This is a genomic window from Streptomyces sp. LS-MS-L19, assembly GCF_058382285.1.
In genome coordinates this window covers 927,495-952,058 of the sequence record NZ_JBYCLL010000001.1, presented here as the reverse complement: position 1 = coordinate 952,058, position 24,564 = coordinate 927,495, and the positions used below count along the sequence as shown (strand labels likewise).

Below are 24,564 nucleotides of genomic sequence, written 5' to 3'. Positions count from 1 at the left end.
GTGACCTCGGCATGCCCGGAAACAGGACAAAGGGGTTCTGCGCTTCGGCCGTCGCACTCGCGCTCTGCGCGCTGGCGGCCGCTTGCGGGGGATCCGGGGAAACGGTCGGCGGCGGCAAGGTCGTGCTGCGCTACACGTGGTGGGGCAACCCCGACCGCGCGGAACGCACCGAGCAGGCCGTCGCCCTGTTCGAGAAACGGCACCCGGACGTCCAGGTGCGGACGTCGTTCTCGGGTTACGACGCGTACAAGCAGAAGCTCGCCGTCCAGGCCACCGGCGGCGACGCACCCGACGTGATGCAGCTCGACTACCGGCAGATCGACCAATACGCCTCCGGTGGCGTCCTGTTGGACCTGGCGAAGCAGAAGTCCGTACTGCGCACCGCCGAGATCGACCCCGGACTGCTCGCCACCGGCCGCGTGGACGACACCCAGTACGCGATACCGCAGGGCCGGGGCACCGAGACCGTCGTCTACGACGTCAGAACCTGGAAGGCGTCGGGGGTACCGCTCCCGCGTCAGGGCTGGACCTGGTCCCAATGGGCGGCGACAGTCCGTGAGTTGGCGGAGAAGGCCGGCAAGCCCGGCGCCACCGACCCCGGTCAGAGCGAGGACGCCTTCGAGGTCTGGCTGCGCGGGCAGGGCAAGTCGCTCTACACCGAGGCCGGCGGACTGGGCTTCACCGCCGACGACCTGACCAAGTGGTGGACCTTCACGGACCAGTTGCGGCGCGAGGGGGCTGTCTCCCCGGCCGAACAGACCACGCAGCTCGACGGCTCCGTCGAGAACACCCCGCTGGGCCGTGGCAAGGCGGTCTCCGACTTCAACTGGGACGCCCCGTCGAGCGGTTACCTCGCCCTGATCCCCACGGGCACGGCCCTCGCGCCGATGCCCTCCGGCGCCGACGGCACGCCCGGCCAGTACTTCAAGCCCTCGATGTTCCTCGGCGTCTCCGCCCACACCGGCCACGCGAAGGAGGCGGCCCGGCTCGTCGACTTCCTCCTCAACGACCAGGACGCGGCGAGGATCCTCGGCGCCACCCGCGGCATCCCCGTCAACGAGACCATCCGTGAGAGGACCGCACCGCTCCTGAAGGACTTCGACAAGACGGTCGCCGACTACCAGGCCTCCCTGGAAGGCAAGTTGAAGGATCCCCCGCAAGCCCCGCCCTCCGGCGACAACGCCCTGCAGAGCACCTTCCAGCGCGACTACGACCAGGTCTCCTACGAGCGCATGTCGCCCCGCGAGGCGGCCGAGAACTACATCACCGAGGCGAAGGCGGAGCTGAGGTCATGACCACCACCACCGCGATCCCCACGGGCCGGCAACGCGCCGCCACCCCCGCCGAGCGCCGCCCCAAGCGTGAACGCGAGGGCGCCGCCTGGGTGTTCCTGTCCCCGTGGGTCCTCGGCGCGATCGTCCTCACCCTGCTGCCGATGGCCGTCTCGCTGTACCTGTCCTTCACCGACTACAACCTCTTCGACCCACCGCACTGGATCGGCCTGCGCAACTACACGCAGATGTTCACGGAGGACCCGCGGTACTGGCGCTCGGTCGTCACGACCCTGACGTACGTCGTCGTAGCCGTGCCGCTCCAACTCGCCCTCGCGCTGGTCGTCGCGCTCGCCCTGAAGTCCATGAAACGCGGCAAGGCCTTCTACCGGTCCGCCTTCTACGCCCCCTCGCTGCTCGGTGCCTCCATGTCCATCGCCCTGGTCTGGCGGGCCGTGTTCAACGACGGCGGCACGGTGGACAACCTGTTCGGCACCGGCGGCTGGGTCAACAGGCCGGGCTGGGCGCTGCTCGCCGTAGCACTGCTGACGGTGTGGCAGTTCGGGGCGCCGATGGTGATCTTCCTCGCCGGGCTCCAGCAGATCCCGGCCGAGCTGTACGAGGCGGCGGCCGTGGACGGGGCCGGCCGGTGGCGGCAGTTCCTGTCGGTCACCGTGCCCATGCTGTCCCCGGTGCTCTTCTTCAACCTGGTCCTCCAGACCATCCAGGCCTTCCAGGTCTTCACACCCGCCTTCGCGGTGAGCGCCGGCAAGGGCGGCCCCGCCGACTCCACCCTCGTGTACACGATGTACCTCTACGACCGGGGCTTCGTCGCCTCCCACATGGGCTACGCCTCCGCCATGGCCTGGGTGCTGCTCCTCGTCATCGGCGCCGTGACGGCGGTGCTGTTCCGCACCTCGCGTTCCTGGGTCTTCTACGCGTCCGAGGGGGACCGATGACCACAACCGCTCTGGGACGTAAGCCCGTTCGCTGGAGCCGAGTCGCCCTGCACCTCGGCTGTCTGGCCGCCCTGCTCGTGATGCTGTACCCGCTGGCCTGGCTGCTGGCCACCTCGCTCAAGCCCGCCGACGAGGTGATCGCCAGTCTCGACCTCCTGCCGAGCCACCTGGAGTGGTCCAACTACGAGACCGCTTTCGAGGGCGTGGGCGACGTCTCCGTCTGGCGGCTGCTGTCCAACTCCCTGCTGATCGCGGGCGGCGCGGTCCTCGGCAACGTCATCAGCTGCTCGCTCGCCGCGTACGCGTTCGCGCGGCTGCGGTTCCGCTTCCGCGGTCCGATGTTCGCCTTCATGATCGCCACGATCATGCTGCCGCACCACGCGATCCTGATCCCGCAGTACATCATCTTCAACCAGCTCGGCATGGTGAACACCTACTGGCCGCTCATCCTGCCCAAGTTCCTGGCCACGGAGGCGTTCTTCGTCTTCCTCATCGTGCAGTTCATGCGCGGCCTGCCCCGCGAACTGGAGGAGGCCGCCCGCATCGACGGCTGCGGGCCCTTCCGCAGCTTCTTCCGGATCGTGCTGCCGCTGACCCGGCCCGCGCTGATCACCACGGCGATCTTCACCTTCATCTGGACCTGGAACGACTTCTTCACCCAGCTCATCTACCTCTTCGACCCCGACAAGTTCACGCTCACCCTCGCCCTCAGGTCCTTCGTGGACGCCTCCAGCCAGTCGGCGTTCGGCCCGATGTTCGCGATGTCGGTGATCGCGCTGCTGCCGATCGTGCTGTTCTTCCTCGCCTTCCAGCGCTTCCTGGTGGAAGGCATGGCCAGTTCGGGACTCAAGGGATGAGCGACATGCGCGCACGTGAACCCGGCGAGGTCTTCGGCCCCCGGATGACGCTGTTCGCCGACACGCTGAGCGTCGGCCTGGCAACGGCCCTGGTGTGCCTGCCCGTTGTGACGATCCCGGCCGCCGTGTCGACCGCGTGCGCGGTCCTGCGGGGCGCGGGGGAGGGGCAACCGGCCACCGCGGGGCGGTACTTCGCGGTCCTACGACGACGGCTGCGGGCCGGCGACCTCGCCGCGGGCGCCGTGGCACTGGCCGGTGCGCTGCTGTTCCTGGCGGACCTCGCGCTGGCCGGCGCGGGGCTGCCCGGAGCACCGGTGTTCGCGGTGGTGGCCGCCGGCGTCGGCGCCGCCGCCCTGGTGGTGGGCCTGCGCGCCTGCGCCCGCCCCGAGTCACTCACCGACTGGCCGGCCGCTGTGCGCGAGGCCGCCCGGGACTCCGTACGGGACCTCGGCGGAAGCGCCCTGGTGCTGCTCGCGGTGGCCACGGCGGCCCTGTGCGCCTGGATGCTGGTCCCGCTGGCGTTCCTGGTGCCGGGACCGCTGGCACTGGCGCTCACCGCCGTCCATGTCCGACAGGGCACCGAATTCGAGTGAGGTTTCGACCGCGCCCCTGGACGAGCCGGAGGCTCGTCCAGGGGCGCGGGGCTGTATTCATCTGCGGCTCCGCCGCGTGGGCGCGACCCTATCGAGCTCCTGGGCCCACGGCCCGGAAGGACCGCAGCCGCAACGAGTTCCCCACCACGAACACCGACGAGAACGCCATCGCAGCCCCGGCCAGCATCGGATTCAGCAGCCCCGCCGCGGCCAGCGGAATCGCGGCCACGTTGTACGCGAACGCCCAGAACAGGTTGGACCGAATGGTCCCGAGGGTCCGCCGGGCGAGCCGGATCGCGTCCGCCGCAGCCCGCAGGTCGCCGCGCACGAGGGTGAGGTCGCCCGCCTCGATCGCCGCGTCCGTGCCGGTGCCCATGGCGAGGCCCAGATCGGCCTGTGCCAGTGCGGCCGCGTCATTGACCCCGTCACCCACCATCGCGACCGAACGGCCCTGCCCCTGAAGCCGCTTGACGACGTCGACCTTGTCCTGCGGCAGCACCTCGGCGATCACCTGCCCGGGGTCGATACCAACCTCGCGGGCCACGGACTCGGCCACGGCCCGGTTGTCACCGGTGAGCAGGACCGGGGTGAGACCCAGCGCCCGCAGCCGGGCGATCGCCTCGCGGCTCGTGTCCTTGACCGCGTCGGCCACCTCGAGGACGGCCCGCGCCTCGCCGTCCCAGGCGACCGCGATCACCGTACGGCCGTCCGACTCCGCCGCGTCCTTCACGCGCCGGAGCTCCTCGGGCAGCGCGATCGCCCACTCCGCGAGCAACCGCTCACGTCCGACCAGCACGGCGTGTCCCTCGACGACGCCCTGCACACCGAGTCCCGGCACGTTGGCGAAGTCCTCGGGCACCGGCAGCGCGCCCAGCTTCTCCAGCGCGGCGTCGGCGACCGCGCAGGCGACCGGGTGCTCCGAGGCGTGCTCCAACGCGCCCGCCAGCCGCAGGACTGCGGTTTCGTCGGTGCCGGGTGCGGCATGGACGCCCAGCAGGGTCATCCGGCCGGTGGTGACGGTGCCGGTCTTGTCCAGGACGACGGTGTCGACGCGCCGCGTGGACTCCAGGACCTCGGGTCCCTTGATGAGGATGCCCAGTTGGGCGCCTCGGCCCGTGCCTACCAGCAGCGCGGTCGGGGTGGCGAGGCCCAGGGCGCAGGGGCAGGCGATGATCAGTACGGCGACCGCGGCGGTGAACGCGGCGGCCGTACCGGCGCCGTTGCCGAGCCAGAAGCCCAGGGTGCCGAGCGCGAGCGCGATGACGACCGGCACGAACACCGCGGAGATCCGGTCAGCGAGCCGCTGGGCGGCCGCCTTGCCGTTCTGCGCGTCCTCCACCAGCCGGGCCATCCTGGCGAGTTGGGTGTCGGAGCCGACCCGGGTCGCCTCGACGACGAGCCGGCCGCCCGCGTTGAGGGTGGCGCCGGTGACGGAGTCGCCCGGGACGACCTCGACCGGTACGGACTCCCCGGTGAGCATCGAGGCGTCGACGGCGGAGGAGCCCTCGACGACGGTCCCGTCGGTGGCGATCTTCTCCCCGGGACGGACGACGAAGCGGTCACCCACCTTCAACTCGGCCACCGGCACGGTCTGTTCGTGCCCGTCGGCGCGCAGCACGGTGACGTCCTTGGCGCCCAGCTCCAGCAGTGCCTTGAGCGCGGCTCCCGCCCTGCGCTTGGAGCGGGCCTCGAAGTACCGACCGGCCAGGATGAACGCGGTGACGCCGGCCGCGGCCTCCAGATAGAGGTTCCCGGAGCCGTCGCCGCGGGCGATCGTCAACTCGAAGGGGTGCTTCATGCCCGGGGTGCCCGCGGTGCCGAGGAACAGGGCCCACAGCGACCAGCCGAAGGCGGCCGTCGTACCGACCGAGATCAGGGTGTCCATGGTGGCCGCGCCATGCCGGGCGTTGGTGAACGCGGCCTTGTGGAAGGGCCATCCGGCGTACGTCACCACGGGCGCGGCGAGGGTCAGCGACAGCCACTGCCAGTACTCGAACTGGAGGGCCGGGATCATCGCCATCGCGACGACCGGGACGGCGAGGACCACGGCGGTGACCAGCCGCTCGCGCAGGGACCGCAGCTCGTCGGGCTCCTCCTCGTCAGGGGCGGCGGGCTCCGGCGGTGCCGGTTCGCGGGCCGTGTACCCGGTCTTCTCGACGGTCGCGATGAGGTCCTGGACCGAGACCCCGCCCTCGTAGGTGACCTTGGCCTTCTCAGTGGCGTAGTTGACGGTGGCGGTGACCCCGTCCATCCGGTTGAGCTTCTTCTCGATACGGGCCGCGCACGAGGCACAGGTCATGCCGCCGATGGCGAGTTCGGTCGCGGCGACTGCGGTGGTGGTGGTCATCACTGCTCCTCGTGGATACCGGGCAGGGGTATGCTTGGTCGCGTCTCCCTGTATACCCCGGGTGGGTATCTGAGGCAAGTTGCGAAGGCGGGTTGACTTGATACCCCCCAGGGGTATCGTGAGGTGCATCGGGAAGCCAGATCGAGCCGGAGGTGCCGACCATGCACGCTGGACTGAGGATCACCGCATACGCCGCCGCGCTGGCCGCGACCTTCGGGACCGCCTACGGCGTGGGCCAGGGCATCGGCCCCGTCGTGGACGACGCGGCACCCGTCCGTCACGACGCACACGCGGGTGACGGCGACCCGGAGCGCGCACCGGATTCGGGGGGCGCCGGGCACTCGGGGCACGCCGGGGACTCCGGGCAGGAATCGCCCCCGGCCGGCGGGCTGCAGATCTCCGAGGCCGGCTACACCCTCGACCTCGGGACCCCTCGCCTGGTGGCCGGACGCACCTCGGACCTCCGCTTCACGATCCGGGGCGGCGACGGCCGCGCGGTCACCGCCTTCCGTACCGAGCACGACAAGGAGCTCCACCTCATCGTCGCCTCACGCGACCTGAACACCTACCGTCATCTGCACCCCACCCGGGCCGCCGACGGCACCTGGAGCATCCCCGTGGCCCTGCCCCGCGCGGGCGGATACCGGGTCTTCGCCGACTTCACCCCCGAGAAGAAGGGCGCCGAGAACCTCACGCTGGGCGCCGACCTGGCGGTCTCCGGCGCCTACGACCCGCAGCCCCTCCCCGCGCCGAGCACCACCGCCGAGACCGACGGCTACGAGGTGAAGCTCGGCGGAGCGCTGCGCCCCGGCGCGGCCCGCGCACTGAAACTGACGGTCTCCCGCGACGGCAGGCCCGTCACCGACCTCCAGCCCTACCTCGGCGCCTACGGCCATCTGGTCGCCCTGCGCTCCGGCGACCTCGCGTACCTGCACGTCCACCCGAACGGCGAGCCCGGCGACGGCACGACCCGGCCCGGCCCGACCGTCACCTTCACAGCCACGGCGCCCAGCGCCGGCACCTACCGGCTCTTCCTGGACTTCAAGCACGAGGGCAAGGTACACACGGCCGCGTTCACGGTCAGGGCCGGAGGCGAGGCAGGCGGAACCGCCGAAGAGACTCCCCACGACTCCTCCGGAGCGCACGGCCACTGACGGCGGGCGCGGCGGGGGACGGCGGGCGCGGCGAGGGACGGCGAGGGACGGCGAAAGACGGCGGGCCCGGCGATGGACCCTGGCCGCGGGCCCGGCGATGGGCCGTGAGCGCGGTCGCTGACCTCAGCCGATGCGGGCCCCGCGCCGGCTGAGGTGACATGGGCGGATGCGCCCCACGGGTCCCCCGGCGAGCGCGGCAAACACCGGTGGCGCGCGGCCGCCGACCTCAGCCCAAGCAGCCCCCGCGCCGGCTGAGGCGACCTCGGCGGAGGCGCCTCACGTGACTCCCGGCGAGCACGGCCCTCGGTCGCGCGTACGGCCGCCGACCTCAGCCGATGTGGGCCCCCGCCCCGCTCACCCGGACCCGCCGGTCGCCCGCGTGCAGGGTCACCGTGAGTTCGCCGGGGCGGCCCAGGTCCTCGCCCTGGTGCAGGGTGAGGACGGAGTCCTCGGGGGTCAGGCCCAGCTCACGGGCGTAGGCGCCGAACGCGGCGGCCGCGGCGCCCGTCGCCGGGTCCTCGACGACACCACCGACGGGGAACGGGTCCCGGACGTGGAAGACGTCGGCCGACTCCCGCCACACCAGCTGGACCGTGGTCAGGTCCAGCCGGTGCATCAGGGCTTCCAGACGGGCGAAGTCGTACGCCAGCTCCGCGAGCCGAGCCCGAGTCGCCGCAGCCAGTACGAGATGCCGGGCACCGGCGAACGCGATCCGGGGCGGAAATGCCGGGTCGAGATCGGTGGCCGGCCAGTCGAGCGCGGCGAGCGCCTCGGCGAGGTCGGCATCGGCGACCTCCTCGACGTGCGGCTCGACGCTGGTGAGCGTGGCCCTGACCGTCCCGTCCTCCTCGGCCACGGCGACCGGCACGGTCCCGGCGGGCGTCGCGAACACCAGCTCCCCGGGCCCGATCCGCTCGGCGAGGGCGACCGCGGCGGCGACGGTCGCGTGGCCGCAGAACGGCACCTCGGCCTTCGGGCTGAAGTACCGGATGGTGAACACCCGCCCGTCCGGTCCCTCGAGCCCCTCCGGCGGCGCGGTCAGGAACGCGGACTCCGAGTAACCGAGCTCTGCCGCGACGGCCAGCATGCCGTCGTCGTCCATGCCGGTGGCGTCGAGGACGACCCCCGCGGGGTTTCCGCCCTCCGGGCTGCTGGAGAAGGCGGTGTATCGCAGGACCTCGGGGCGCGGCGCGTTCGTCGTCATGCTGACGGCAACAGGGGACGGCGCCACGCCTATTCCGGCCGGGGGCTCAGCCCAGCGCCCGGTCCAGGTTGAAGGCCGCGCTGATCAGGGCGAGATGCGTGAACGCCTGCGGGAAGTTGCCCTGCTGCTCGCCCGTGTTGCTGATCTCCTCGGCGTACAGGCCCAGGTGGTTGGCGTAGGTGAGCATCTTCTCGAAGGCCAGCCGGGCCTCGTCGATCCGCCCGGCGTGCACCATGGCCTCGACGTACCAGAACGAGCAGATCGAGAACGTGCCCTCGTCGCCGCGCAGTCCGTCGGGGCTCGCCATCGGGTCGTAGCGGTAGACGAGCGAGTCCGACACCAGCTCCTCCGTCAGCGCGTCCAGGGTGGAGAGCCACTTCGGGTCGGTCGGCGCGATGAACTTGGTCAGCGGCATCATCAGGACGGCCGCGTCGAGCACATCGCCGTCCTCGTGCTGGACGAACGCCTGCCGGGTCTCGGACCAGCCGTTTTTCATGATCCGCCGGTAGATGGTGTCGCGGCACTCCCGCCAGCGGTTCAGGTCGGCCGGCAGTCCGCGCCGGTTGGCCATCCGGATCGCCCGCTCGATCGCGACCCAGCACATCAGCCGCGAGTACAGGAAGTTCTTGCGGCCGCCGCGGGTCTCCCAGATCCCCTCGTCCGGCTGGTCCCAGTGCGCGCACACCCAGTCCACCAGCGTGCACACGTCGTCCCACTGGCCGCTGGAGATCGGTTTGGCCCACTTGTCGTACAGGTAGATCGAGTCGATCAGGGCGCCGTAGATGTCGAGTTGGAGCTGGTCCGCGGCGGCGTTGCCGACCCTGACCGGCGCCGAGCCCCGATGCCCTTCCAGATGGACGAGTTCACGCTCCGTCAGATCGGTGCGGCCGTCGATGCCGTACATGATCTGGAGCGGCCCTGAGGGACCGTGTCCCTCCGGACTGACGTGCCGGATGAGGAAGTCCATGAACTGCTCGGCCTCGCTGGTGAATCCGAGCCGCAGCAGGGCGTACACACAGAAGGCGGCGTCCCGCACCCACACGTACCGGTAGTCCCAGTTGCGCTCGCCGCCGAGCTGCTCGGGCAGGCTGGTGGTCGGCGCGGCCACGATGGCGCCGGTGGGCGCGTAGGTGAGCAGCTTGAGGGTGAGGGCGGAGCGGTGCACCATCTCCCGCCAGCGGCCACGGTACTTGGAGGACGACAGCCAGTGCCGCCAGTAGGCGACCGTGCTGTTGAACTGCTCCTCGGCCTCGGTGCGCGCGCACCGGCGCGGGGTCACCTCACCGCCGACCTGGTCCAGCGCGAACACCGCCGACTCGCCCTCGGCGAGCTTGAAGTCGGCCCGTACGTCCGGGCCTTCGGTCTCCAGCGGCACCGTCGCGGTCAGTCCGAGCGACAGCTTCGGGGACTCGAACACGGCGACGTCCCCGACCATGCGCAGGGTGTGCGGCTGGGAGCCGTAGTCGAACCGTGGCGCCACGCGCGTGCGGAACGGGATGGAGCCCCGCACGCACAGCACCCGCCGGATCAGCCGGTGTCGCTCGGTCTCCACGGTGTCCCCGTCGACCGGCATGAAGTCCTGGACCTCGCCGACGCCGTCCTCGGTGTAGAACCTCGTGATCAGCACATTGGTGTCGGGGAAGTAGAACTGCTTGGTCCGGGCCGGCACGGCTGCCGCCAGCTCGAAGCGGCCCCCGCGCTCCGCGTCCAGGATCGACGCGAAGACGCTCGGCGCGTCGAAGGAGGGGCAGCAGTACCAGTCGATGGTGCCGTCGGTCCCGACCAGCGCCACACTGCGCAGGTCGCCGATCAGGCCGTGCTCGGCGATCGGCAGGTAGCCCGTGCCGTCCCCAGGTGATCCGCTCATGGCAGCCTCCTGCCGATCAGCCTAAGCAGGATCGGCCACGGGTGTCAGCGGAACGCCCCCCACGCCGCGAGGACCCGCGGCCCGGCCTTCTCGAACAGTCGCTCATGCCCGAGGCTCACAGCCGCCCTCCTCGGACCGCCCTCATGCCGTGATGACGCGCACCCCCGCCTCCTCGAACCGCCCCACCGTCTCCGGTGCCGCCGCCGAGTCCGTGACCAGCGTGTCGATCTTCTCGGCCCCGCAGATGCGGGCGAACGCCCGCTGCCCCAGCTTGCTGGAGTCGGCGGCCACCACGACCCGCTCGGCGCGCTCGCACAGCAGCCGGTTGATCGCGGCCTCCGCCTCGTCGTGGGCGGCGGCGCCGTGCGTGACGTCGAGGGCGACGACACCGAGGACCGCCACATCGAGGGTGATCTGCCCCAGCACACCGTCCGCGAGCGGCCCGACGAGCTCGTACGACTGCGGGCGCGCGACCCCGCCGGTCAGCACGATCTTGAACTGCGGACGCACGGCCAGCTCATTGGCGATGTTGAGCGCGTTGGTGACGATCGTCAGCGCGGGCGAGCCGCTGGACAGGTCCCCGCGGACGGCCAGCGCCCGCGCCACCTCGGTGGTGGTCGTGCCGCCGGTCAGCCCCACGGCCTCGCCGGGCGCGATCAGCTCCCCGACCGCCTTCGCGATGCGCTGCTTCTCGGAGGCGTGGCGGGCCGTCTTGTACCGCAGGGGCAGCTCGTACGACACGCCGTGCACGACCGCCCCGCCCCGGGTGCGCACCAGCATCTGCTGCTCGGCCAGCTGGTCGAAGTCACGGCGGATCGTCGCGGCCGAGACCGCCAGCTCCGCGGCCGCCTCCTCGACGTCCAGCCGTCCCCGCTCCACGAGCAGCTCCAGCAGCGTCTTCCAGCGGGCGTCCCGCGACATCCGACCCTCCGTCCCTCGACCTCCCGGCGACCTTAGCGCACCCCTCCCGCGCTCGAATGCTTGATTGTGCTCGAAAGGAGGCTATATCTTGCAGGAACAAGCAAGTAGGGGAAGGGTGGCGGCATGACCCATGTCGAGGACGAGCTGACCAGCCAGCCGGAGTGCTGGGCCCGGGCGGCGGCGGAGGCCGGGCGGCACTCGGGCGCGCTTCCGGCGCGGGGGGAGCGGGTCGCGATCGTCGGGTGCGGCACGTCCTACTTCATGGCGCAGGCGGCCGCGGTGCTCAGGGAGAGTGCGGGGCAGGGCGAGACCGACGCCTTCGCCGCGTCGGAGTTCCCGGCCGGCCGCTCGTACGACCGTGTCGTCGCCCTCACCCGCTCCGGCACGACGACCGAAGTCCTGGACCTGCTCGGGCAGTTGAAGGGCCGTACCCGCACGACCGCGCTCACGGCCGACCCCGCCACCCCCGTCATGGCCGCCACCGACGAAGTCGTCGTCCTCGACTTCGCCGACGAACGCTCCGTCGTCCAGACGAGGTTCGCGACCACCGCCCTCACCCTGCTCCGCGCCCACCTCGGCCTGCACACCGACGCGGTGGTCGCCGACGCCCGCACCGCGCTGACAACTCCCCTGCCCGAAGGGCTCGTCGGGTGCACGCAGTTCACCTTCCTCGGCAGCGGCTGGACGGTCGGGCTCGCCCACGAGGCCGGACTGAAGATGCGTGAGGCCGCTCTCGCCTGGACCGAGGCCTACCCGGCGATGGAGTACCGGCACGGCCCCATCAGCATCACCACGACGGGAACCGCCACCTGGATGCTCGGCGAGGCTCCCGAGGGCCTGGCCGAACAGGTGCGGGAAACAGGCGGACTGTGGGTGCCGGGCACCCTCGACCCGCTCGCCGAACTCGTCCGCGTCCAGCGCCTCGCGGTCGCCGTCGCCGCGGCCCGCGGCCTCGACCCGGACCGGCCCCGCCACCTCACCCGCTCGGTGATCCTCGCCCGCCCCTAGGAGTCGTCGTGCCCCTGGTCACCACCGGCGAGCTCGTCACCCGGGCCGCCACCAGCCGCTCCGCCGTCGCCGCCTTCAACATCATCACCCTGGAACACGTCGAGGCCGTCATCACCGGTGCCGAGTCCCTGGAGGCGCCGGTCGTCCTCCAAGTCAGCGAGAACGCCGTCACGTTCCGTCACGGCCGTCTCCTCCCGCTGGCCCGCGCCGCCGTCGCCGCGGCCGAACGCGCCGCCGTACCCGTCGCGTTGCACCTCGACCACGTTCAGAGCGACAACCTGCTCCGGCAGGCGGCCGACGCCGGATTCAGCTCGGTGATGTACGACGCGGCCCGGCTGCCCTACGCCGACAACCTCGCCGCGACACGCGCCGCCGCCGACTGGGCGCACTCCCAAGGCCTCTGGATCGAGGCGGAGTTGGGAGAGGTGGGCGGCAAGCACGGCCGGCCGCCGCTGGACGCCCACGCCCCCGGCGCCCGCACCGACCCCGCCGAGGCCCGGGCCTTCGTCGCCGACTCCGGAGTGGACGCCCTCGCGGTGGCCGTCGGCAGCGCCCACGCGATGACCGAACGCACCGCCACCCTCGACCACGACCTCCTCAAACGCCTCGCCACCACCCTGGACGTCCCCCTCGTCCTGCACGGCTCCTCAGGAGTCCGCGACGACGAACTCACCGCGGCCGTCGCGGGCGGCATCGCCAAGGTCAACGTCGGCACCGCCCTCAACGTCGCCATGACCGGCGCCATCCGGGAGTTCCTGGCGGCTCACCCCGAGGCGGTGGACTCGCGCACGTACCTGAGTGTCGGCCGGGACGCCATGGCCGAGGCCGCCCGGCGGATCATCCGGATGCTCGGGCGGTGAGCACGGGCTGGTAGAAGCCGCTGGACGCGGGGTCGTGCCACCGGACGTCCACGAAACCGGCCCCGGTCACGAACTCCGTCAGCCGCGCACGGGTCAGGGCCCAGGAGGTCGTACGGCGGACCCGTACCGCCCAGCCCTCGTCGGCGGGCACGAGCTGGAAGTACTCCTGGTCGTAGCGCTCCCCGTCCTCGTGCCAGTGCCACAGCTGGAAGGTGATCACCCGGCCGTCAGGGCCCTCGGAGACCTGCGCGGGCGTCGCGTCGGGCCTGGTCCGGCGGATCGCGTCGTAGTCCCGCAGGGTGAGCAGCAGCAGCCCGCCGTCCCGCAGCACCCGCCGCATGCCCGCCAGCGAGGCCGCCACGTCCGGGGCCGTCAGCAGATGCGCCAGGGAGTTGTCGGCGCACACGACCACGTCGAAGGCGGCGGACGCGAAAGGGAGTTGTCGCATGTCCGCGGCCGCCGTCGGAACCAGCGCACCGCGGGCCGATGCCTCCGCGGCGGCCCGCGCGGCGGCGACGGGGCTCAGATCGCTGCCGACGACCCGGTGCCCGGCCAGCGCCAGCCCGATCGCCTGGGTCCCGATCCCGCACGAGCAGTCCAGGACCCGGTGCGGGCCGGGCCCCACCAGCGCGCCCAGCGTCGCGGCCTGTCGCGCCATGCTCGCGTCCCAGTCGGCGAAGATCCGGTGGTAGTCGGGAGCCAGCGCGTCGTAGAAGTCCCGCGTCGAGGAATCAGTCACTCGACCGTTTTACCGCCTTCAGCACCACGAACTTCGGGTCACTGGCGACCAGTTGGCTGTTTCCGAACAGCTTGCGCAGCTTCACGTGGTACCCGAGGTGCCGGTTCCCGACGACCCACAGCTCGCCGCCGGGCCGCAGCGCCCTGCGCGCGCCGGTGAACATCCGCCAGGCCGTCGCGTCGGTCGTCGCCTGGTGGGAGTGGAACGGCGGGTTGTTGAGCACGACGTCGACGCTGCCGTCCGGGACCCCGGCCAGACCGTCCCCGACGCGGAACTCCGCGTGCCCCGGCGCACCGTTCGCCTTGTACGTCCCTTCCGCCGAGGCCACGGCCTGGAACGACTCGTCGACGAAGAGCACCTCGGCCTCGGGATCGGCCAGCGCCACCGCCGTACCGACCACTCCGTTGCCGCAGCCCAGGTCCACGATCCGCCGAGCACCCCGATCGGACGGGAGGTGCTGGAGGAAGAAGCGGGTGCCGATGTCCAGGCGGTCGGCGCAGAAGACGCCCGCGTGGTTGACGACGGAACGCCCGGAGACGGCCCCGATGCCGTCCGGGAGCGAGTAGCCGTACGGCCAGGGGTTGGCGGGCCGTCCCAGCGACGGCTCCGGGGTGCAGAAGATGAGCCGGGCCTTCTTCTCGGCGAGCGAGGTTCGGGTCGGCCCGAGGATCCGCTCGAACAGCTGGAGCGTCGAGGTGTGGATCTCCTTCACCATGCCGGTACCGACCACGACCGTACCCTCGTGGACCGCGGGCGCGAGGCGCAGCAACTGGTCCTCCAGCAGGGCCAGGCTCTTCGGCACCCGCACCAGCAGGACGTCGATCCGGCCGGGCGGCGGGTCCTGCGTGGTGAGCAGGCGCACGGTGCCCGGCTCGACACCGGCGCGCGCGAGGTTCGCCCGGGTCGCCTCCTGGCTGAGGAAGGAGTCGGTGATCTGCACCGGCCGGTGCGCCGCCAGCGCGGTGACCAGCGCGCCCCACCGGTCCCCGAGCACCACGACGGTGCCGGACAGCGCCACCTGCTCCGCGGCGAGATGCCTCAGCAGATACTCGTCGGAGGCGTCCCAGGCACGCAGCCGGTCACGCGGGTCGTCGGGAAAGCGGGTGAGCGCGAGCTCGCCCCAGGGGCTCGTCATACGGTCGTCCATCGTGCCTCCAGGCTAGCGGAGCCGCAGTTCAGACCCGCTCGGGCAGGATGGAACCCATGGATGCCGAGCTGTTCCCCCGGGCGCGCACCGAGGTCGCGCCGGGCGCGGTGCACGTCCCGGACTGGCTGGCGCCCGCCCGGCAGCGCGAGCTGCTGGAGGCCTGCCGCGCGTGGGCGCGCCCGCCCGCCGGACTGCGCACGGTCCGCACCCCGGGCGGCGGCACGATGACCGCGCGGCAGGTGTGCCTCGGCCGGCACTGGTACCCGTACGGCTACGCCCGCACGGTCGTCGACGGCGACGGGGCACCGGTGAAGCCCTTCCCGCACTGGCTGGGCGAGCTGGGCGGGGGAGCCGTCCGGGACGCGCTGGACCTCGACGTGTCCGGATACGACATCGCGCTGATCAACTTCTACGACGGCGACGCCCGCATGGGCATGCACCGCGACAGCGACGAGAAGGCGGACGCCCCGGTGGTGTCCCTGAGCCTCGGCGACACCTGTGTCTTCCGCTTCGGCAACACCGAGACCCGGACCAGGCCGTACACGGACGTCGAACTGCGCAGCGGCGACCTGTTCGTGTTCGGCGGCCCGGCGCGGCTCGCGTACCACGGGGTGCCGCGCGTGCATCCGGGCACCGCGCCGCCCGAGTTGGGGCTGACCGGGCGGCCCAACATCACGCTGCGGGTCAGCGGCCTGTAGGCCGGGTCGGATACGGATCATGGGAGACTCGCCCTCATGAGCGGCAAGGCGGACCCCCGGCCGGCGGGGGAAGGGACCACCTCGAGGGCGCGGCTGGACCGGGGGCGCGGTGCGCTCGGGCCCGCGCTGGAGCTCGTGCACACCGGACGCGCGCCCACCCGGGCCGTGCTCACCGCCGAACTCGGGGTGACCCGGGCGACGGCCGGCGCGGTCGCCGCCGAGCTGGAGGCGCTCGGGCTGATCCGCGTCGACGCCCGGCCCACCGCTGCCGCCGGCTCCCAGGGCAGGCCCTCGCACCGGCTCGCGGTCGCCGAGGACGGCCCGGTCGTGCTGGCCGCGCAGGTCCACGCCGACGGCTTCCGGGCGGCGCTGGTCGGCCTGGGCGGCCGTATCGTCGCCACCGCGCCCGGCTGCGAGACCGTCGACGCCGACCCGGCGAAGGTCCTCGGCTCCGTCGTGGAGGCGGGCGCCGACCTGCTGCGCACGACCGGCAGACGCTGCGTCGGGGCGGGACTCGCCGTGCCGTCCGCGGTCGCCGAACCCGAGGGGCTCGCCCTCAACCCCCTGCACCTGGCGTGGCCCGCGGGCGCGCCCGTCCGCCGTATCTTCGACGAGTGCGTGCGTGCCGCCGGCATCAGCGGACCGGCCTTCGCGGGCAACGACGTCAACCTCGCCGCGCTCGCCGAACACCGGCACGGCGCCGGCCGCGGCGCCCGCGACCTGCTGTGCGTGGCGACCGGACACCGGGGCGTGGGCGGTGCGCTGGTGCTCGACGGCCGTCTGCACACGGGCAGTTCGGGCCTGGCCCTGGAGGTCGGCCACCTCACCGTGAACCCCGAGGGCCGCCCCTGCTACTGCGGCAGCCGCGGCTGCCTGGACGTCGAGGCCGATCCGCTGGCCCTGCTCACGGCCGCGGGACGCGACCCAGGCCCCGAACCGTCCCTGCTCCAGCAGGCCAACGACCTGATCCGCGACCACTACGACGACCCCACCGTCCGTACGGCCGCCGAGGCGCTCATCGACCGCCTCGGACTCGGCCTCGCGGGACTGGTGAACATCCTCAACCCGGACCGCGTCATCCTCGGCGGTCTCCACAGCACCCTCCTGGACACCGACCCCGCGCGGCTGCGCGCTGTCGTCGCCGACCGCAGCCTGTGGGGACAGAGCGGCGGTGTCCCCATCCTGAGCTGCACCCTCGCCCACAACAGCCTTGTCGGAGCGGCCGAGTTGGCCTGGCAACCGGTACTGGACGACCCGCTCGGGACCCTGACCCGTGACTGAACTGCTGGAGGCCGGAGAGCTCCGTCTCGTCGAGGTGGCACCACCGGCGCTCCCCGCCGAGTCGAGGGCGGCCATGAACCGTGAGTGGGACGAGGCCGTCCTCGCCAACCCGGCGCTCTTCGACGGCCCGGTCGTGCTCTGCGCGGGCCTGTCGCGGGACGACGGCGACGCCCTGCTCGTCTCCTGGTCCCGCACCACCTACCGCTACTTCGCCCTGCGTCGCGTCCCGGGCGCCACCGCCCTGCGGTCCCTCTTCGTGAGCGTGATCCAGCCGACGGACGACGGACGCGTGCTGGTCGGCCGGATGTCCCGCTCCACCGCCGCGCCCGGCCGCTGGCAGTTCCCCGGCGGATCGGTGGAACCCCCCACGGGCGACGAGCCCCTGGACGAGCGCGCCCTGCGCCGCCATGCCGCCGTGGAGCTGGCCGAGGAGACGGGCGTCGACACCCCGGCCGCCGCGCTCACCCGCTGTCTGATCACCTACGGCGACGACGGCCAGGTCGGTGTCCACTACCTGGCGCCATCCCTGCCCGCGTCCGCGCTCCGGGACTGTTTCGACAACCTCGCGGCCGCCGAGAGGGCACAGGGACGCGATCCGGAGTTCGACCGGATCGCCTTCGTGGGCTCCCCGGCCGAACTGCCCCAACTGGAGGGCCCGCACGTGGTCTACCTGGAACCCGTGGTCCGGTGGACGAGCCGCCGAGTAGGCTCGTGACATGCGGATCTCCGTCTCCTCGGACATGGACGAACCGGTGGCGCGCGCCCTCGTCGACGAGCTCCGCGCGCGTGGCCACGAGGTGGTTCCGCACGGCGCGCTGAGCCCCGGCGCCGACCCGCAGTGGGCGGTGTGCTCGGAGGCGGCGGCCCGAGAGGTGGCCGCGGGGACGGCCGACCAGGCGGTCGTGTGCTGCTGGACCGGCACCGGCGCCTCCATCGCCGCGAACAAGGTGCCCGGCGTACGGGCCGCCCTGTGCGCCGACGCCTACACCGCGGACGGCGCCCGCCGCTGGAACGACGCCAATGTGCTGGCCCTCAGCCTCCGTCTCACCTCCGAGCCCCTGTTGAAGGAGATCCTCGACGCGTGGTTCGCCGCCACGCCGAGCGAGGACACCGAGGACCGGGAGAACGTGGCCCGGGTGGGCCGCCTGGACGCCGGTCGGGACTAGCGTTCAGCCGCAGTTCATTGCAACGATGGTGGAGGGCTCTCGTTGCGTTAGATGCACACTCGTTGCAACGATATGAGACGCCTGAACTGCCACAATGGCTAAGCTGTGCAATAAATCAGTTGCCCGATCCTTGAATGCAACGTAGCTTTCCGTCATCGGAAAGCGACGGGTGCGACGGGAGACGGGGGGTGGGCCACATGGCCTTCATACGGTTCGTGATCTTTGGAGGCGGGGTCGGGATCCTCGCCGGCTTCGCGGTGTCGCTGCTGGCCGTGTTCATGCCCTGGGCACTCGCCAACGCGATCGTCACCGTAGCTTCCACCGCCCTCTGCACCGAACTCCACGCCCGGTACACCTTCCGCAAGGGCCGGGGCGCGGGATGGCGCGAACACTGGCAGTGCGCGGGCTCGGCCACCGCCGCGTATCTGGTCACCAGCTTTGCCGTGGGGGTGCTGCACCTGGTGCAGCCCGCCGCCGGGACGGCGACCGAGCAACTGGTCTACCTCGGTGCCTCGGGTCTCGCCGGCGCGGGCCGGTTCGTCGTCCTGCGCCTGTACGTGTTCGCCACCCGGAGCAGCCGCCCCGTGCGGCGCCACGGGGCGAGTGCGGTGCCCGTCCAGCTCGCGGCCTGAGGCGGGACACAAAGAATCACAGGGCACGGCCATCGCAGGGCACAGGGCGTCACGGGGCACGGGGCGTCACGGGCACGGGGCGTCACAGGGCGAGCGGGCGGGCCACCTCCAGCTCGCCCTGCTCGATCAGCCGGCGCACGGATTCGAGCACGGCGGCCTCCGGCTCGTAGCGGGGCGCGTAGCCGAGGACGGTCCTGGCCTTCTCGATGCTGAAGCACTGGCTGCGATGCAGATGCTCCCAGCTCGCCTCGGCGTGCTCCGGGGGCGTGGTCTCACGGAACCGGTCCCAGGACACCGGTTCCAGAGACGCGCTGTGCCCGAACCAGCCGGCCGCGATGTGGGCGTATCCGCGGACGTTCAGCGCGGTGGGGGCGACGATGTTGAAGTCCTCGCCGGCCGCCGCGTCCTGGCGCTCGATCGCCCGCTCGAAGCCCTGGGCGACGTCGTCGGCGTGCACATGGTGCATCGACTCGACCCCGCTGCCGGGGATCCGCAGCGGCTTCCCGGCGGACAGCGTGGACCAGACGGCGGGGTCGAGGTTTCCCAACGGGCCGATCGGATGCCAGCCGGGACCGACGATGTGCCCGGGGTGCAGGGACGTGGTCACCAGCCCTCCGGAGGCGGTCTCCTCCTTCAGCATCCGGGCGATCCGGTCCTTCTGGACGCCGTACTCCCCGACCGGCGGGGTGCCCGTGCTCTCGGAGATCGGCAGCTTGTGGCTCGGGCCGTGGCGCCACACGGTGCCGCAGTGCAGCAGGTGCCCGACCTCGCCGCGCAGCCGCTCGACCAGCGCGGTCGCCGCCTCCAGGGTGAAACAGACCAGGTCGACGACGACCTCCGGGGCCAGTCCGGCCACCCGGTCGCCGAAGGTGCCGGCGCTGTCCTCCTGCTCCCGGTCGGCCACGACCTGACGCACCTGCCCCCATTCGGGGGCCTCGACGTAGGCGCTGCGGCTGCCGCGACTGATGTTGATCACTTCATGGCCGGCTCGCACCAACCGGGGCACGAGGAAGGTGCCGATGTGCCCACTCCCACCGATCACGACGACTCGCATACGTTTCCCATCAGCTCGACTGTCCAACAGTAGATCTTCGAAAGCCGGCGTCCGCCGCACCCCCGCGTCCTGTCAGCCGGCACTGACAACGTCCCCCGCTTCCGCTCCCTCCGGCGCCGTCAGGCTCCACAGCGCCGCCACCAGCGGCCGCCGCAGATCGGCCCGCCGCACGCACAGGCCGATCGGGAACCGCTCGGGCCCCGGCTCGGCGGGAATCTCCGCCAACCGCTCGCGCACCGCGCTGTGTTCCAGTACGAGGCGGGGGACCACGCCCGTGCCGCAGCCCAGGGCGACCAGGGCCAGCAGCCCTTCGTGACCGTCGGGCTCGCAGACCACCTCGGGAACCGTCCCCCGGGTCCGGAACCAGCGGTCGGCGGCCTCGCGGACCAGACCCCGGTGGGGGAGGACGAACGGCCCGTCCGGGCCGGGGTCGGGGCGGTCCCGCGCGGTGACGAGGACCAGCTCGGTCACCGCGACCGTCCGGCTCACCAGCCCCTCCGGCAGTCGCGCCGGGATCCCCGCGACGGCCACGTCCACCTCGCCCTCGTCCAGCCGGGCCAGCGCGGCCGCGGCGTCACCGGTGCGCAGGTCCAGCCGTACCTGAGGATGGGCCGCGCGGAACGGCGCCAACAGGTCGGGCAGCAGCGCCTGGCAGGCGGTCACCGTCGCGAACACCGCCAGACGGCCGGTCAGTTCGGCCGGATCGGGATGCTCCTCGCGATAGGCACGCCACAACTCCAGTGCCTGTACGGCGTATTCGCGGAAGCGGTGACCCTGCGCGGTCAGCGACACCCCGCGCGGGCCGCGGTCGAACAGCCGGTGCCCCAGCTCCGCCTCCAGCCGCTGCACGGTTCTGGTCAGCGTGGCCGGACTGACATGGCAGTCGAGGCTCGTCCGGCCGAAGTTCAGGGTCTGCGCGAGGTGCAGGAACAGCCGGAGCTCCCGGTGATCATCCATGCGACCTGCACCTTTCACTTCGCGCAACAGTCCGATGCGGAAGTTGCGCTTGCTGCAACACCTGCCCGGAGCCTACAACTCGACCATGACCTCCACCTCGTACGCCTCCCGCGTCTTCGCCCTGGAAACCATGGACGCCCCCGGTGGCACCGAGACCGTCCTGCGCGGCGGCCGGCACCTCTTCCCCCTGCTGCCCCGGGCCTTCGCAGGAGTCCGTCGCATCGGCGTGCTCGGCTGGGGCCCCCAGGGCCGCGCCCAGGCGCTCAACCTGCGCGACTCCCTGGCCGGGTCCGACATCCGGGTGACCGTGGGACTGCGCCCCGGCTCCCGCTCGGCCGCCGACGCGCGCGCCCACGGCTTCACCGAGGAGGACGGCACCCTGGGCGACTGGCTCACGGTCGCCGCCGACAGCGACCTGGTCGTCCTGCTGATCGCGGACGCGGCCCTCGCCGCCCACCACCGGGAGATCTTCGCAGTGCTGAAGCCCGGCGCCGCGATCGGACTCTCGCACGGCTTCCTCCTCGGCCATCTCCGGGAGAACGGCGGCGAGTTCCCCGCCGGACACCCCGTGATCGCCGTGTGCCCCAAGGGCATGGGCGACTCCGTGCGCCGCCTCTACCAGCAGGGCGCCGACGTCAACGGCGCCGGGATCAACAGCAGTTTCGCCGTGCACGCCGACCCCGACGGCCGGGCCGTCGACCTCGCGCTCGGCTGGTCGGTGGCGCTCGGAGCGCCGTACACCTTCCGCACCACACTGGAGAGCGAGTACCTCTCGGACATCGTCGGCGAGCGCGCCATCCTGCTCGGAGCGGTCCACGGCATCGTCGAGACGCTGTACACGCGCTGCCGCCTGGCCGGGGACGACGAGGTGACTGCCTACGAGCGCTCCTGCGAGAACGTCACCGGCCCGATCGCCCGCACAATCTCCCGCTCCGGACTGCGAGCGGTCCGCGACGGCCTCGCACCGTCCGGCCGGGACGTCTTCGACCGCGCGTACACGGCCACGTACGGGCCCGCGCGCGAGATCGTCGCGGAGATCTACGACGAGGTCGCCGACGGCACCGAGCTGCGCAGCGTGATCCTGGCCGAACGGCGGCTCGGGGCACGCCCGATGAGCGAGATCGGCGGCTCCCCGATGTGGGCCGCCGGCGAGCGGGTCCGGGCCCGGCGCGGCGAACGCGAGCTGCCCGTCGACCCGTTCACGGCCGGAGTGTTCGTCGCCACCATGATCGCCCAGATCGACGAGTTCGCCGAGCGCGGCCACCCCTGGTCGGAGATCGTCAACGAGTCCGTCATCGAGGCCGTCGACTCACTGCTGCCCTACATGCACGCGCGCGACGTGGCCCACATGGTCGACAACTGCTCCCGCACGGCCCGCCTCGGCGCCCGCCGCTGGGGCCCGCGCTTCCAGGCGGCCTACGAGCAGATCGCCTACCCGGCCGCCGAACACCCGGCGAACCAGGCTCTGTTGACGGCCTTCGCGAGCCACCCCGTCCACGAGGCGCTGGCCGCGGCGGCGAAACTGCGGCCGTCGGTGGACATCTCGGTGGCGTAGGGCCACCGGCGGGGTGCGGTAGGGCTGTTGGCGGCGGTGGTGCGGCACCGGCCGAGGGCCTTCCGCTGTGGACCCGGAGCTCACGTGTCGGCGAGGTCCGGCCACTCCACGGCGAAGGCCCGCCCGGGATTGTCGGTGAGGATCCGCCGCACCAGCTCCCCGCCCAGCTCCACCGTGAGCCGCGGAGCCACCCGGCGCAGCAGATACGGCATCCCCGGGCCCCCGTTGACCGACCGCGCGGCCGCGGTCGTGGTGTCGCCGCCGAGGAGCAGCCGGTCCCCGTGTCCCGCGTCGGCGAGGGCCCGTACCGCGTCCGGCATGCGCCAGTCCGTGGCGTGGTGGGCGCGTGAGGGCCCGTCGAAGGCGAGGTAGCAGCCCGACGCCGCGGCCTGGCGGTGCACCGTGAGGTCGGGGGAGCGGTTGAGATGGCCGAGGATCACCCGGTGCGGCGGGACCCCCAACTCACCGCACAGCAGGTCGAGTACGTCCAGCGCGCCGGTCCCCAGCTCCAGATGGACGGCGATCGGCGCGCCCGTCGCACGATGGGCCTCGGCGGCCGCGGTCATCGTCCAGCGGGCGTGCGCGTCGAGGGCGTGGAATCCGCCCGCCACCTTGATCAGCCCCGCGCGGACCCCCGACGTCCCGATGCCCTCGGTGAGTTCGGCGACGAACACCTCGGCCAGCTCGCCGCGCAGTGCGGTGAGCGTGCCGTCGTCGTAGTGGACGGCCTGGTGCAGCCCGGTCGCCGCGACGATCCGCACCCCGCTCTCCCGGGACAGCGCCGGCAGATCCGCGGCCCGCCGCCCCAGCCCGTACGGCGTCCACTGCACCATGGCGCCACCGCCCTGCGCGGCGAACGCGGCCAGCTCGGCCTGTGCCGCCGACCTGCTCCGCAGCTCCTGACCGGGCAGTCGGGGGCTGCCGAAGAACAGATGGTCGTGCGCGTCGCACACCCCGAGCCGCTCCCCGGGGACGTCCCCGGTCACCGTGCGGACCGCGCTCACCACTGACGCCCCCGCGGCAGCAGCTTCCGCCCCGGCGCCGACACATGCAGCACCTCGAACACGTCCCCCTCCGTCTTCGGCGCCTCATGCGCCCACAGGGAGAAGCGCACGAGCTCCCAGCGGGCCGTGTCCACGGCGGCGGCCGCGAACACCACCCCGTCCGCCCCGGCCAGCCGCTCCGTCTCACCCACCGCGTCCGCCATCACCCCCGCCAACTCACCGCCCTCGGGCACCGGTTGACGCAGCCGTACGGCCGACCGGGCGGGGGAGTCGGCCGCGCCGCCCTCCTCGTACGACAGCCCTGTCCACTGCCGCACCGACGGCCGCCCGAAGTCGTTGCTCAGCCCCTGGAAGGCGCCTCCCCAGAGAAAGGTGTTCATGCCCTCCATGGTGTTCCAGAGGTAGAAGGGCGCGTACTGATTGACCGGCGAGCCGTTCACCCCGCGCTCGCGCACCAGGTAGGCCTTGCAGCCGAGGCCCTCCCAGTCGTCGAGCAGATGCCCGACCCGGGCGACCCGGCCACGGATGACGGCCATGTCGTAGTCGGCCGGCAGGGTGAGCGCGTACTGCATCGCGTGCATCGGTCGCCTCCTCAGGCGGAGTGGTCCTCGGCGGTGATGCGGGCGGCCCGGTCGGTAGTGGTGCAGTCCTCCACGGCCCCGGCTCCCTTACGGCGCTTGGGGAGCGAGCAGCGACAGCAGTCCCCGCACGCCGGTGTCGAACGCGGCGGGCGAGCCGGAGGCGCGGGCGAGGACATAGCCGCCCTGGACCGTCGCGAGGACGGTCGCCGCGATCTCCTCGGCGTCCAGCGAGGCCGCGAACTGGCCCTGCTCCTTGCCCTCTTCGACGATCCCGGCGATGCGCTCACGGATCCAGTCGATCGTCTCGTCGACAGGTGCGCGCAGTTCGTCGCTGGCGATCACGTCCGGGTCCATCGTGAGCCGGCCGACCGGGCAGCCGCGCAGCACGTCGCGCTCGCGCCGCAGATACGCCTCGATGCGCTCGTACGGTGTGCCCGGCCCACCGAGCACGCTCTCGGCAGCGGCCCGCAGCTCCTCGGCGGTGCGCCGGATCGCGGCCAGCGCGAGGTCGGGCTTGCCCTTGAAGTGGTGGTACATGCTGCCCTGTCCGGCGCCCGCCCGCTCCAGGATGGCCTTGGGGCTGGTGCCCACATAGCCGCGCTCCCACAACAGCTCGCGCGTGGACTCGATCAGTCGGTCCGGGGTGCTCATACACGCACTGTACATACTAGTAGTTACAGAAGTCGAGACCCTGTGGATCTCTGAGGGG

General features: G+C 72.3%; 24 protein-coding genes. 13 read left to right on the top strand and 11 right to left on the bottom strand.

What is annotated here, in order from left to right:
* The first annotated feature begins 11 nt into the window (after positions 1–11).
* Genes AC2XR2_RS04225 through AC2XR2_RS04210 form a run of 4 tightly spaced genes read left to right on the top strand, consistent with a single transcriptional unit; the run spans position 12 to position 3,680 of the window.
* Positions 12–1,295, top strand: coding sequence for an ABC transporter substrate-binding protein (locus tag AC2XR2_RS04225; RefSeq protein ID WP_491514308.1), 1,284 nt, complete (start codon positions 12–14; stop codon positions 1,293–1,295).
* On the top strand, positions 1,292–2,230 hold the full coding sequence (locus AC2XR2_RS04220; protein WP_491514307.1) for a carbohydrate ABC transporter permease: 939 nt from the start codon (positions 1,292–1,294) through the stop codon (positions 2,228–2,230). Before AC2XR2_RS04225 ends, AC2XR2_RS04220 begins: the two co-directional genes overlap by 4 nt.
* A complete protein-coding gene (locus tag AC2XR2_RS04215) occupies positions 2,227–3,087 on the top strand; it encodes a carbohydrate ABC transporter permease (protein ID WP_330268729.1) in 861 nt (286 codons plus the stop codon). The genes AC2XR2_RS04220 and AC2XR2_RS04215 overlap by 4 nt, the downstream gene beginning before the upstream one ends.
* Positions 3,084–3,680: a hypothetical protein gene (locus AC2XR2_RS04210; protein WP_491514306.1), complete on the top strand. Its 597-nt coding sequence runs from the start codon at positions 3,084–3,086 to the stop codon at positions 3,678–3,680. Before AC2XR2_RS04215 ends, AC2XR2_RS04210 begins: the two co-directional genes overlap by 4 nt.
* Positions 3,681–3,768: 88 nt before the next feature.
* Here the strand turns inward: AC2XR2_RS04210 and AC2XR2_RS04205 are convergent, their stop codons facing one another.
* On the bottom strand, positions 3,769–6,027 hold the full coding sequence (locus tag AC2XR2_RS04205; protein WP_491514305.1) for a heavy metal translocating P-type ATPase: 2,259 nt from the start codon (positions 6,025–6,027) through the stop codon (positions 3,769–3,771).
* A 161-nt stretch (positions 6,028–6,188) separates the two neighbouring features.
* Between AC2XR2_RS04205 and AC2XR2_RS04200 the strand changes: the two genes are divergently transcribed.
* Entirely contained in the window at positions 6,189–7,181 is a 993-nt protein-coding gene (locus AC2XR2_RS04200) for a DUF8832 domain-containing protein (protein WP_491514304.1), read from the top strand.
* 328 nt (positions 7,182–7,509) lie between these two features.
* Here AC2XR2_RS04200 and AC2XR2_RS04195 read toward each other — a convergent pair whose 3' ends face one another.
* The 3 genes from AC2XR2_RS04195 to AC2XR2_RS04185 all read right to left on the bottom strand — a co-directional run bounded on the left by AC2XR2_RS04195 (position 7,510) and on the right by AC2XR2_RS04185 (position 11,173).
* Positions 7,510–8,385 (bottom strand): PhzF family phenazine biosynthesis isomerase, encoded by an 876-nt coding sequence (locus tag AC2XR2_RS04195; protein ID WP_491514303.1) that lies wholly within the window; start codon positions 8,383–8,385, stop codon positions 7,510–7,512.
* Between the two features lie 46 nt (positions 8,386–8,431).
* The gene (locus AC2XR2_RS04190) at positions 8,432–10,252 is read right to left on the bottom strand and encodes a glycoside hydrolase family 15 protein (RefSeq protein ID WP_491514302.1); all 1,821 of its coding nucleotides are present in this window, start codon (positions 10,250–10,252) and stop codon (positions 8,432–8,434) included.
* A gap of 141 nt (positions 10,253–10,393) precedes the next feature.
* Positions 10,394–11,173: a DeoR/GlpR family DNA-binding transcription regulator gene (locus AC2XR2_RS04185; RefSeq protein WP_449348688.1), complete on the bottom strand. Its 780-nt coding sequence runs from the start codon at positions 11,171–11,173 to the stop codon at positions 10,394–10,396.
* 123 nt (positions 11,174–11,296) lie between these two features.
* Between AC2XR2_RS04185 and AC2XR2_RS04180 the strand changes: the two genes are divergently transcribed.
* Both AC2XR2_RS04180 and AC2XR2_RS04175 read left to right on the top strand, forming a co-directional pair.
* On the top strand, positions 11,297–12,181 hold the full coding sequence (locus AC2XR2_RS04180) for an SIS domain-containing protein (protein ID WP_491514301.1): 885 nt from the start codon (positions 11,297–11,299) through the stop codon (positions 12,179–12,181).
* A gap of 8 nt (positions 12,182–12,189) precedes the next feature.
* Positions 12,190–13,041, top strand: coding sequence for a class II fructose-bisphosphate aldolase (locus AC2XR2_RS04175; RefSeq protein ID WP_491514300.1), 852 nt, complete (start codon positions 12,190–12,192; stop codon positions 13,039–13,041).
* Here the strand turns inward: AC2XR2_RS04175 and AC2XR2_RS04170 are convergent.
* Complete coding sequence (locus tag AC2XR2_RS04170; RefSeq protein WP_491514299.1) at positions 13,019–13,780, bottom strand: class I SAM-dependent methyltransferase; 762 nt, start codon at positions 13,778–13,780, stop codon at positions 13,019–13,021. The two genes, AC2XR2_RS04175 and AC2XR2_RS04170, sit on opposite strands and share 23 nt — an antisense overlap.
* Complete coding sequence (locus AC2XR2_RS04165; protein ID WP_491518405.1) at positions 13,773–14,915, bottom strand: methyltransferase; 1,143 nt, start codon at positions 14,913–14,915, stop codon at positions 13,773–13,775. Before AC2XR2_RS04165 ends, AC2XR2_RS04170 begins: the two co-directional genes overlap by 8 nt.
* Before the next feature lie 68 nt (positions 14,916–14,983).
* On the opposite strand from AC2XR2_RS04165, the gene AC2XR2_RS04160 reads away from it, so the two are divergent.
* The 5 genes from AC2XR2_RS04160 (at position 14,984) to AC2XR2_RS04140 (ending at position 18,704) form a co-directional block, all read left to right on the top strand.
* The gene (locus tag AC2XR2_RS04160) at positions 14,984–15,625 is read left to right on the top strand and encodes an alpha-ketoglutarate-dependent dioxygenase AlkB family protein (RefSeq protein ID WP_491514298.1); all 642 of its coding nucleotides are present in this window, start codon (positions 14,984–14,986) and stop codon (positions 15,623–15,625) included.
* Between the two features lie 36 nt (positions 15,626–15,661).
* The gene (locus AC2XR2_RS04155) at positions 15,662–16,906 is read left to right on the top strand and encodes an ROK family protein (protein ID WP_381299456.1); all 1,245 of its coding nucleotides are present in this window, start codon (positions 15,662–15,664) and stop codon (positions 16,904–16,906) included.
* Positions 16,899–17,621, top strand: a complete 723-nt coding sequence (locus tag AC2XR2_RS04150; protein WP_381299457.1) for an NUDIX hydrolase — start codon at positions 16,899–16,901, stop codon at positions 17,619–17,621. Before AC2XR2_RS04155 ends, AC2XR2_RS04150 begins: the two co-directional genes overlap by 8 nt.
* Position 17,622: 1 nt before the next feature.
* The gene (locus AC2XR2_RS04145; RefSeq protein ID WP_381299458.1) at positions 17,623–18,072 is read left to right on the top strand and encodes an RpiB/LacA/LacB family sugar-phosphate isomerase; all 450 of its coding nucleotides are present in this window, start codon (positions 17,623–17,625) and stop codon (positions 18,070–18,072) included.
* 197 nt (positions 18,073–18,269) lie between these two features.
* Positions 18,270–18,704: a GtrA family protein gene (locus AC2XR2_RS04140; protein ID WP_381299459.1), complete on the top strand. Its 435-nt coding sequence runs from the start codon at positions 18,270–18,272 to the stop codon at positions 18,702–18,704.
* An 82-nt stretch (positions 18,705–18,786) separates the two neighbouring features.
* Here AC2XR2_RS04140 and AC2XR2_RS04135 read toward each other — a convergent pair whose 3' ends face one another.
* Together AC2XR2_RS04135 and ilvY are read right to left on the bottom strand one after the other, a co-directional pair.
* Positions 18,787–19,758, bottom strand: a complete 972-nt coding sequence (locus AC2XR2_RS04135) for an NAD-dependent epimerase/dehydratase family protein (RefSeq protein ID WP_491514297.1) — start codon at positions 19,756–19,758, stop codon at positions 18,787–18,789.
* A gap of 72 nt (positions 19,759–19,830) precedes the next feature.
* Complete coding sequence (ilvY, locus tag AC2XR2_RS04130; protein WP_491514296.1) at positions 19,831–20,715, bottom strand: HTH-type transcriptional activator IlvY; 885 nt, start codon at positions 20,713–20,715, stop codon at positions 19,831–19,833.
* A gap of 85 nt (positions 20,716–20,800) precedes the next feature.
* On the opposite strand from ilvY, the gene AC2XR2_RS04125 reads away from it, so the two are divergent.
* Positions 20,801–22,270 (top strand): ketol-acid reductoisomerase, encoded by a 1,470-nt coding sequence (locus AC2XR2_RS04125; protein ID WP_491514295.1) that lies wholly within the window; start codon positions 20,801–20,803, stop codon positions 22,268–22,270.
* 80 nt (positions 22,271–22,350) lie between these two features.
* Here AC2XR2_RS04125 and AC2XR2_RS04120 read toward each other — a convergent pair whose 3' ends face one another.
* The 3 genes from AC2XR2_RS04120 to AC2XR2_RS04110 form a co-directional block, all read right to left on the bottom strand.
* A complete protein-coding gene (locus tag AC2XR2_RS04120) occupies positions 22,351–23,274 on the bottom strand; it encodes a phosphotriesterase family protein (protein WP_491514294.1) in 924 nt (307 codons plus the stop codon).
* A complete protein-coding gene (locus AC2XR2_RS04115) occupies positions 23,271–23,855 on the bottom strand; it encodes a DUF4865 family protein (RefSeq protein WP_491514293.1) in 585 nt (194 codons plus the stop codon). Before AC2XR2_RS04115 ends, AC2XR2_RS04120 begins: the two co-directional genes overlap by 4 nt.
* 87 nt (positions 23,856–23,942) lie before the next feature.
* Positions 23,943–24,521 carry a TetR/AcrR family transcriptional regulator gene (locus AC2XR2_RS04110; protein ID WP_449348679.1) on the bottom strand — a complete coding sequence of 193 codons (579 nt, stop codon included), beginning with the start codon at positions 24,519–24,521 and terminating at the stop codon, positions 23,943–23,945.
* Between the last annotated feature and the right edge of the window lie 43 nt (positions 24,522–24,564).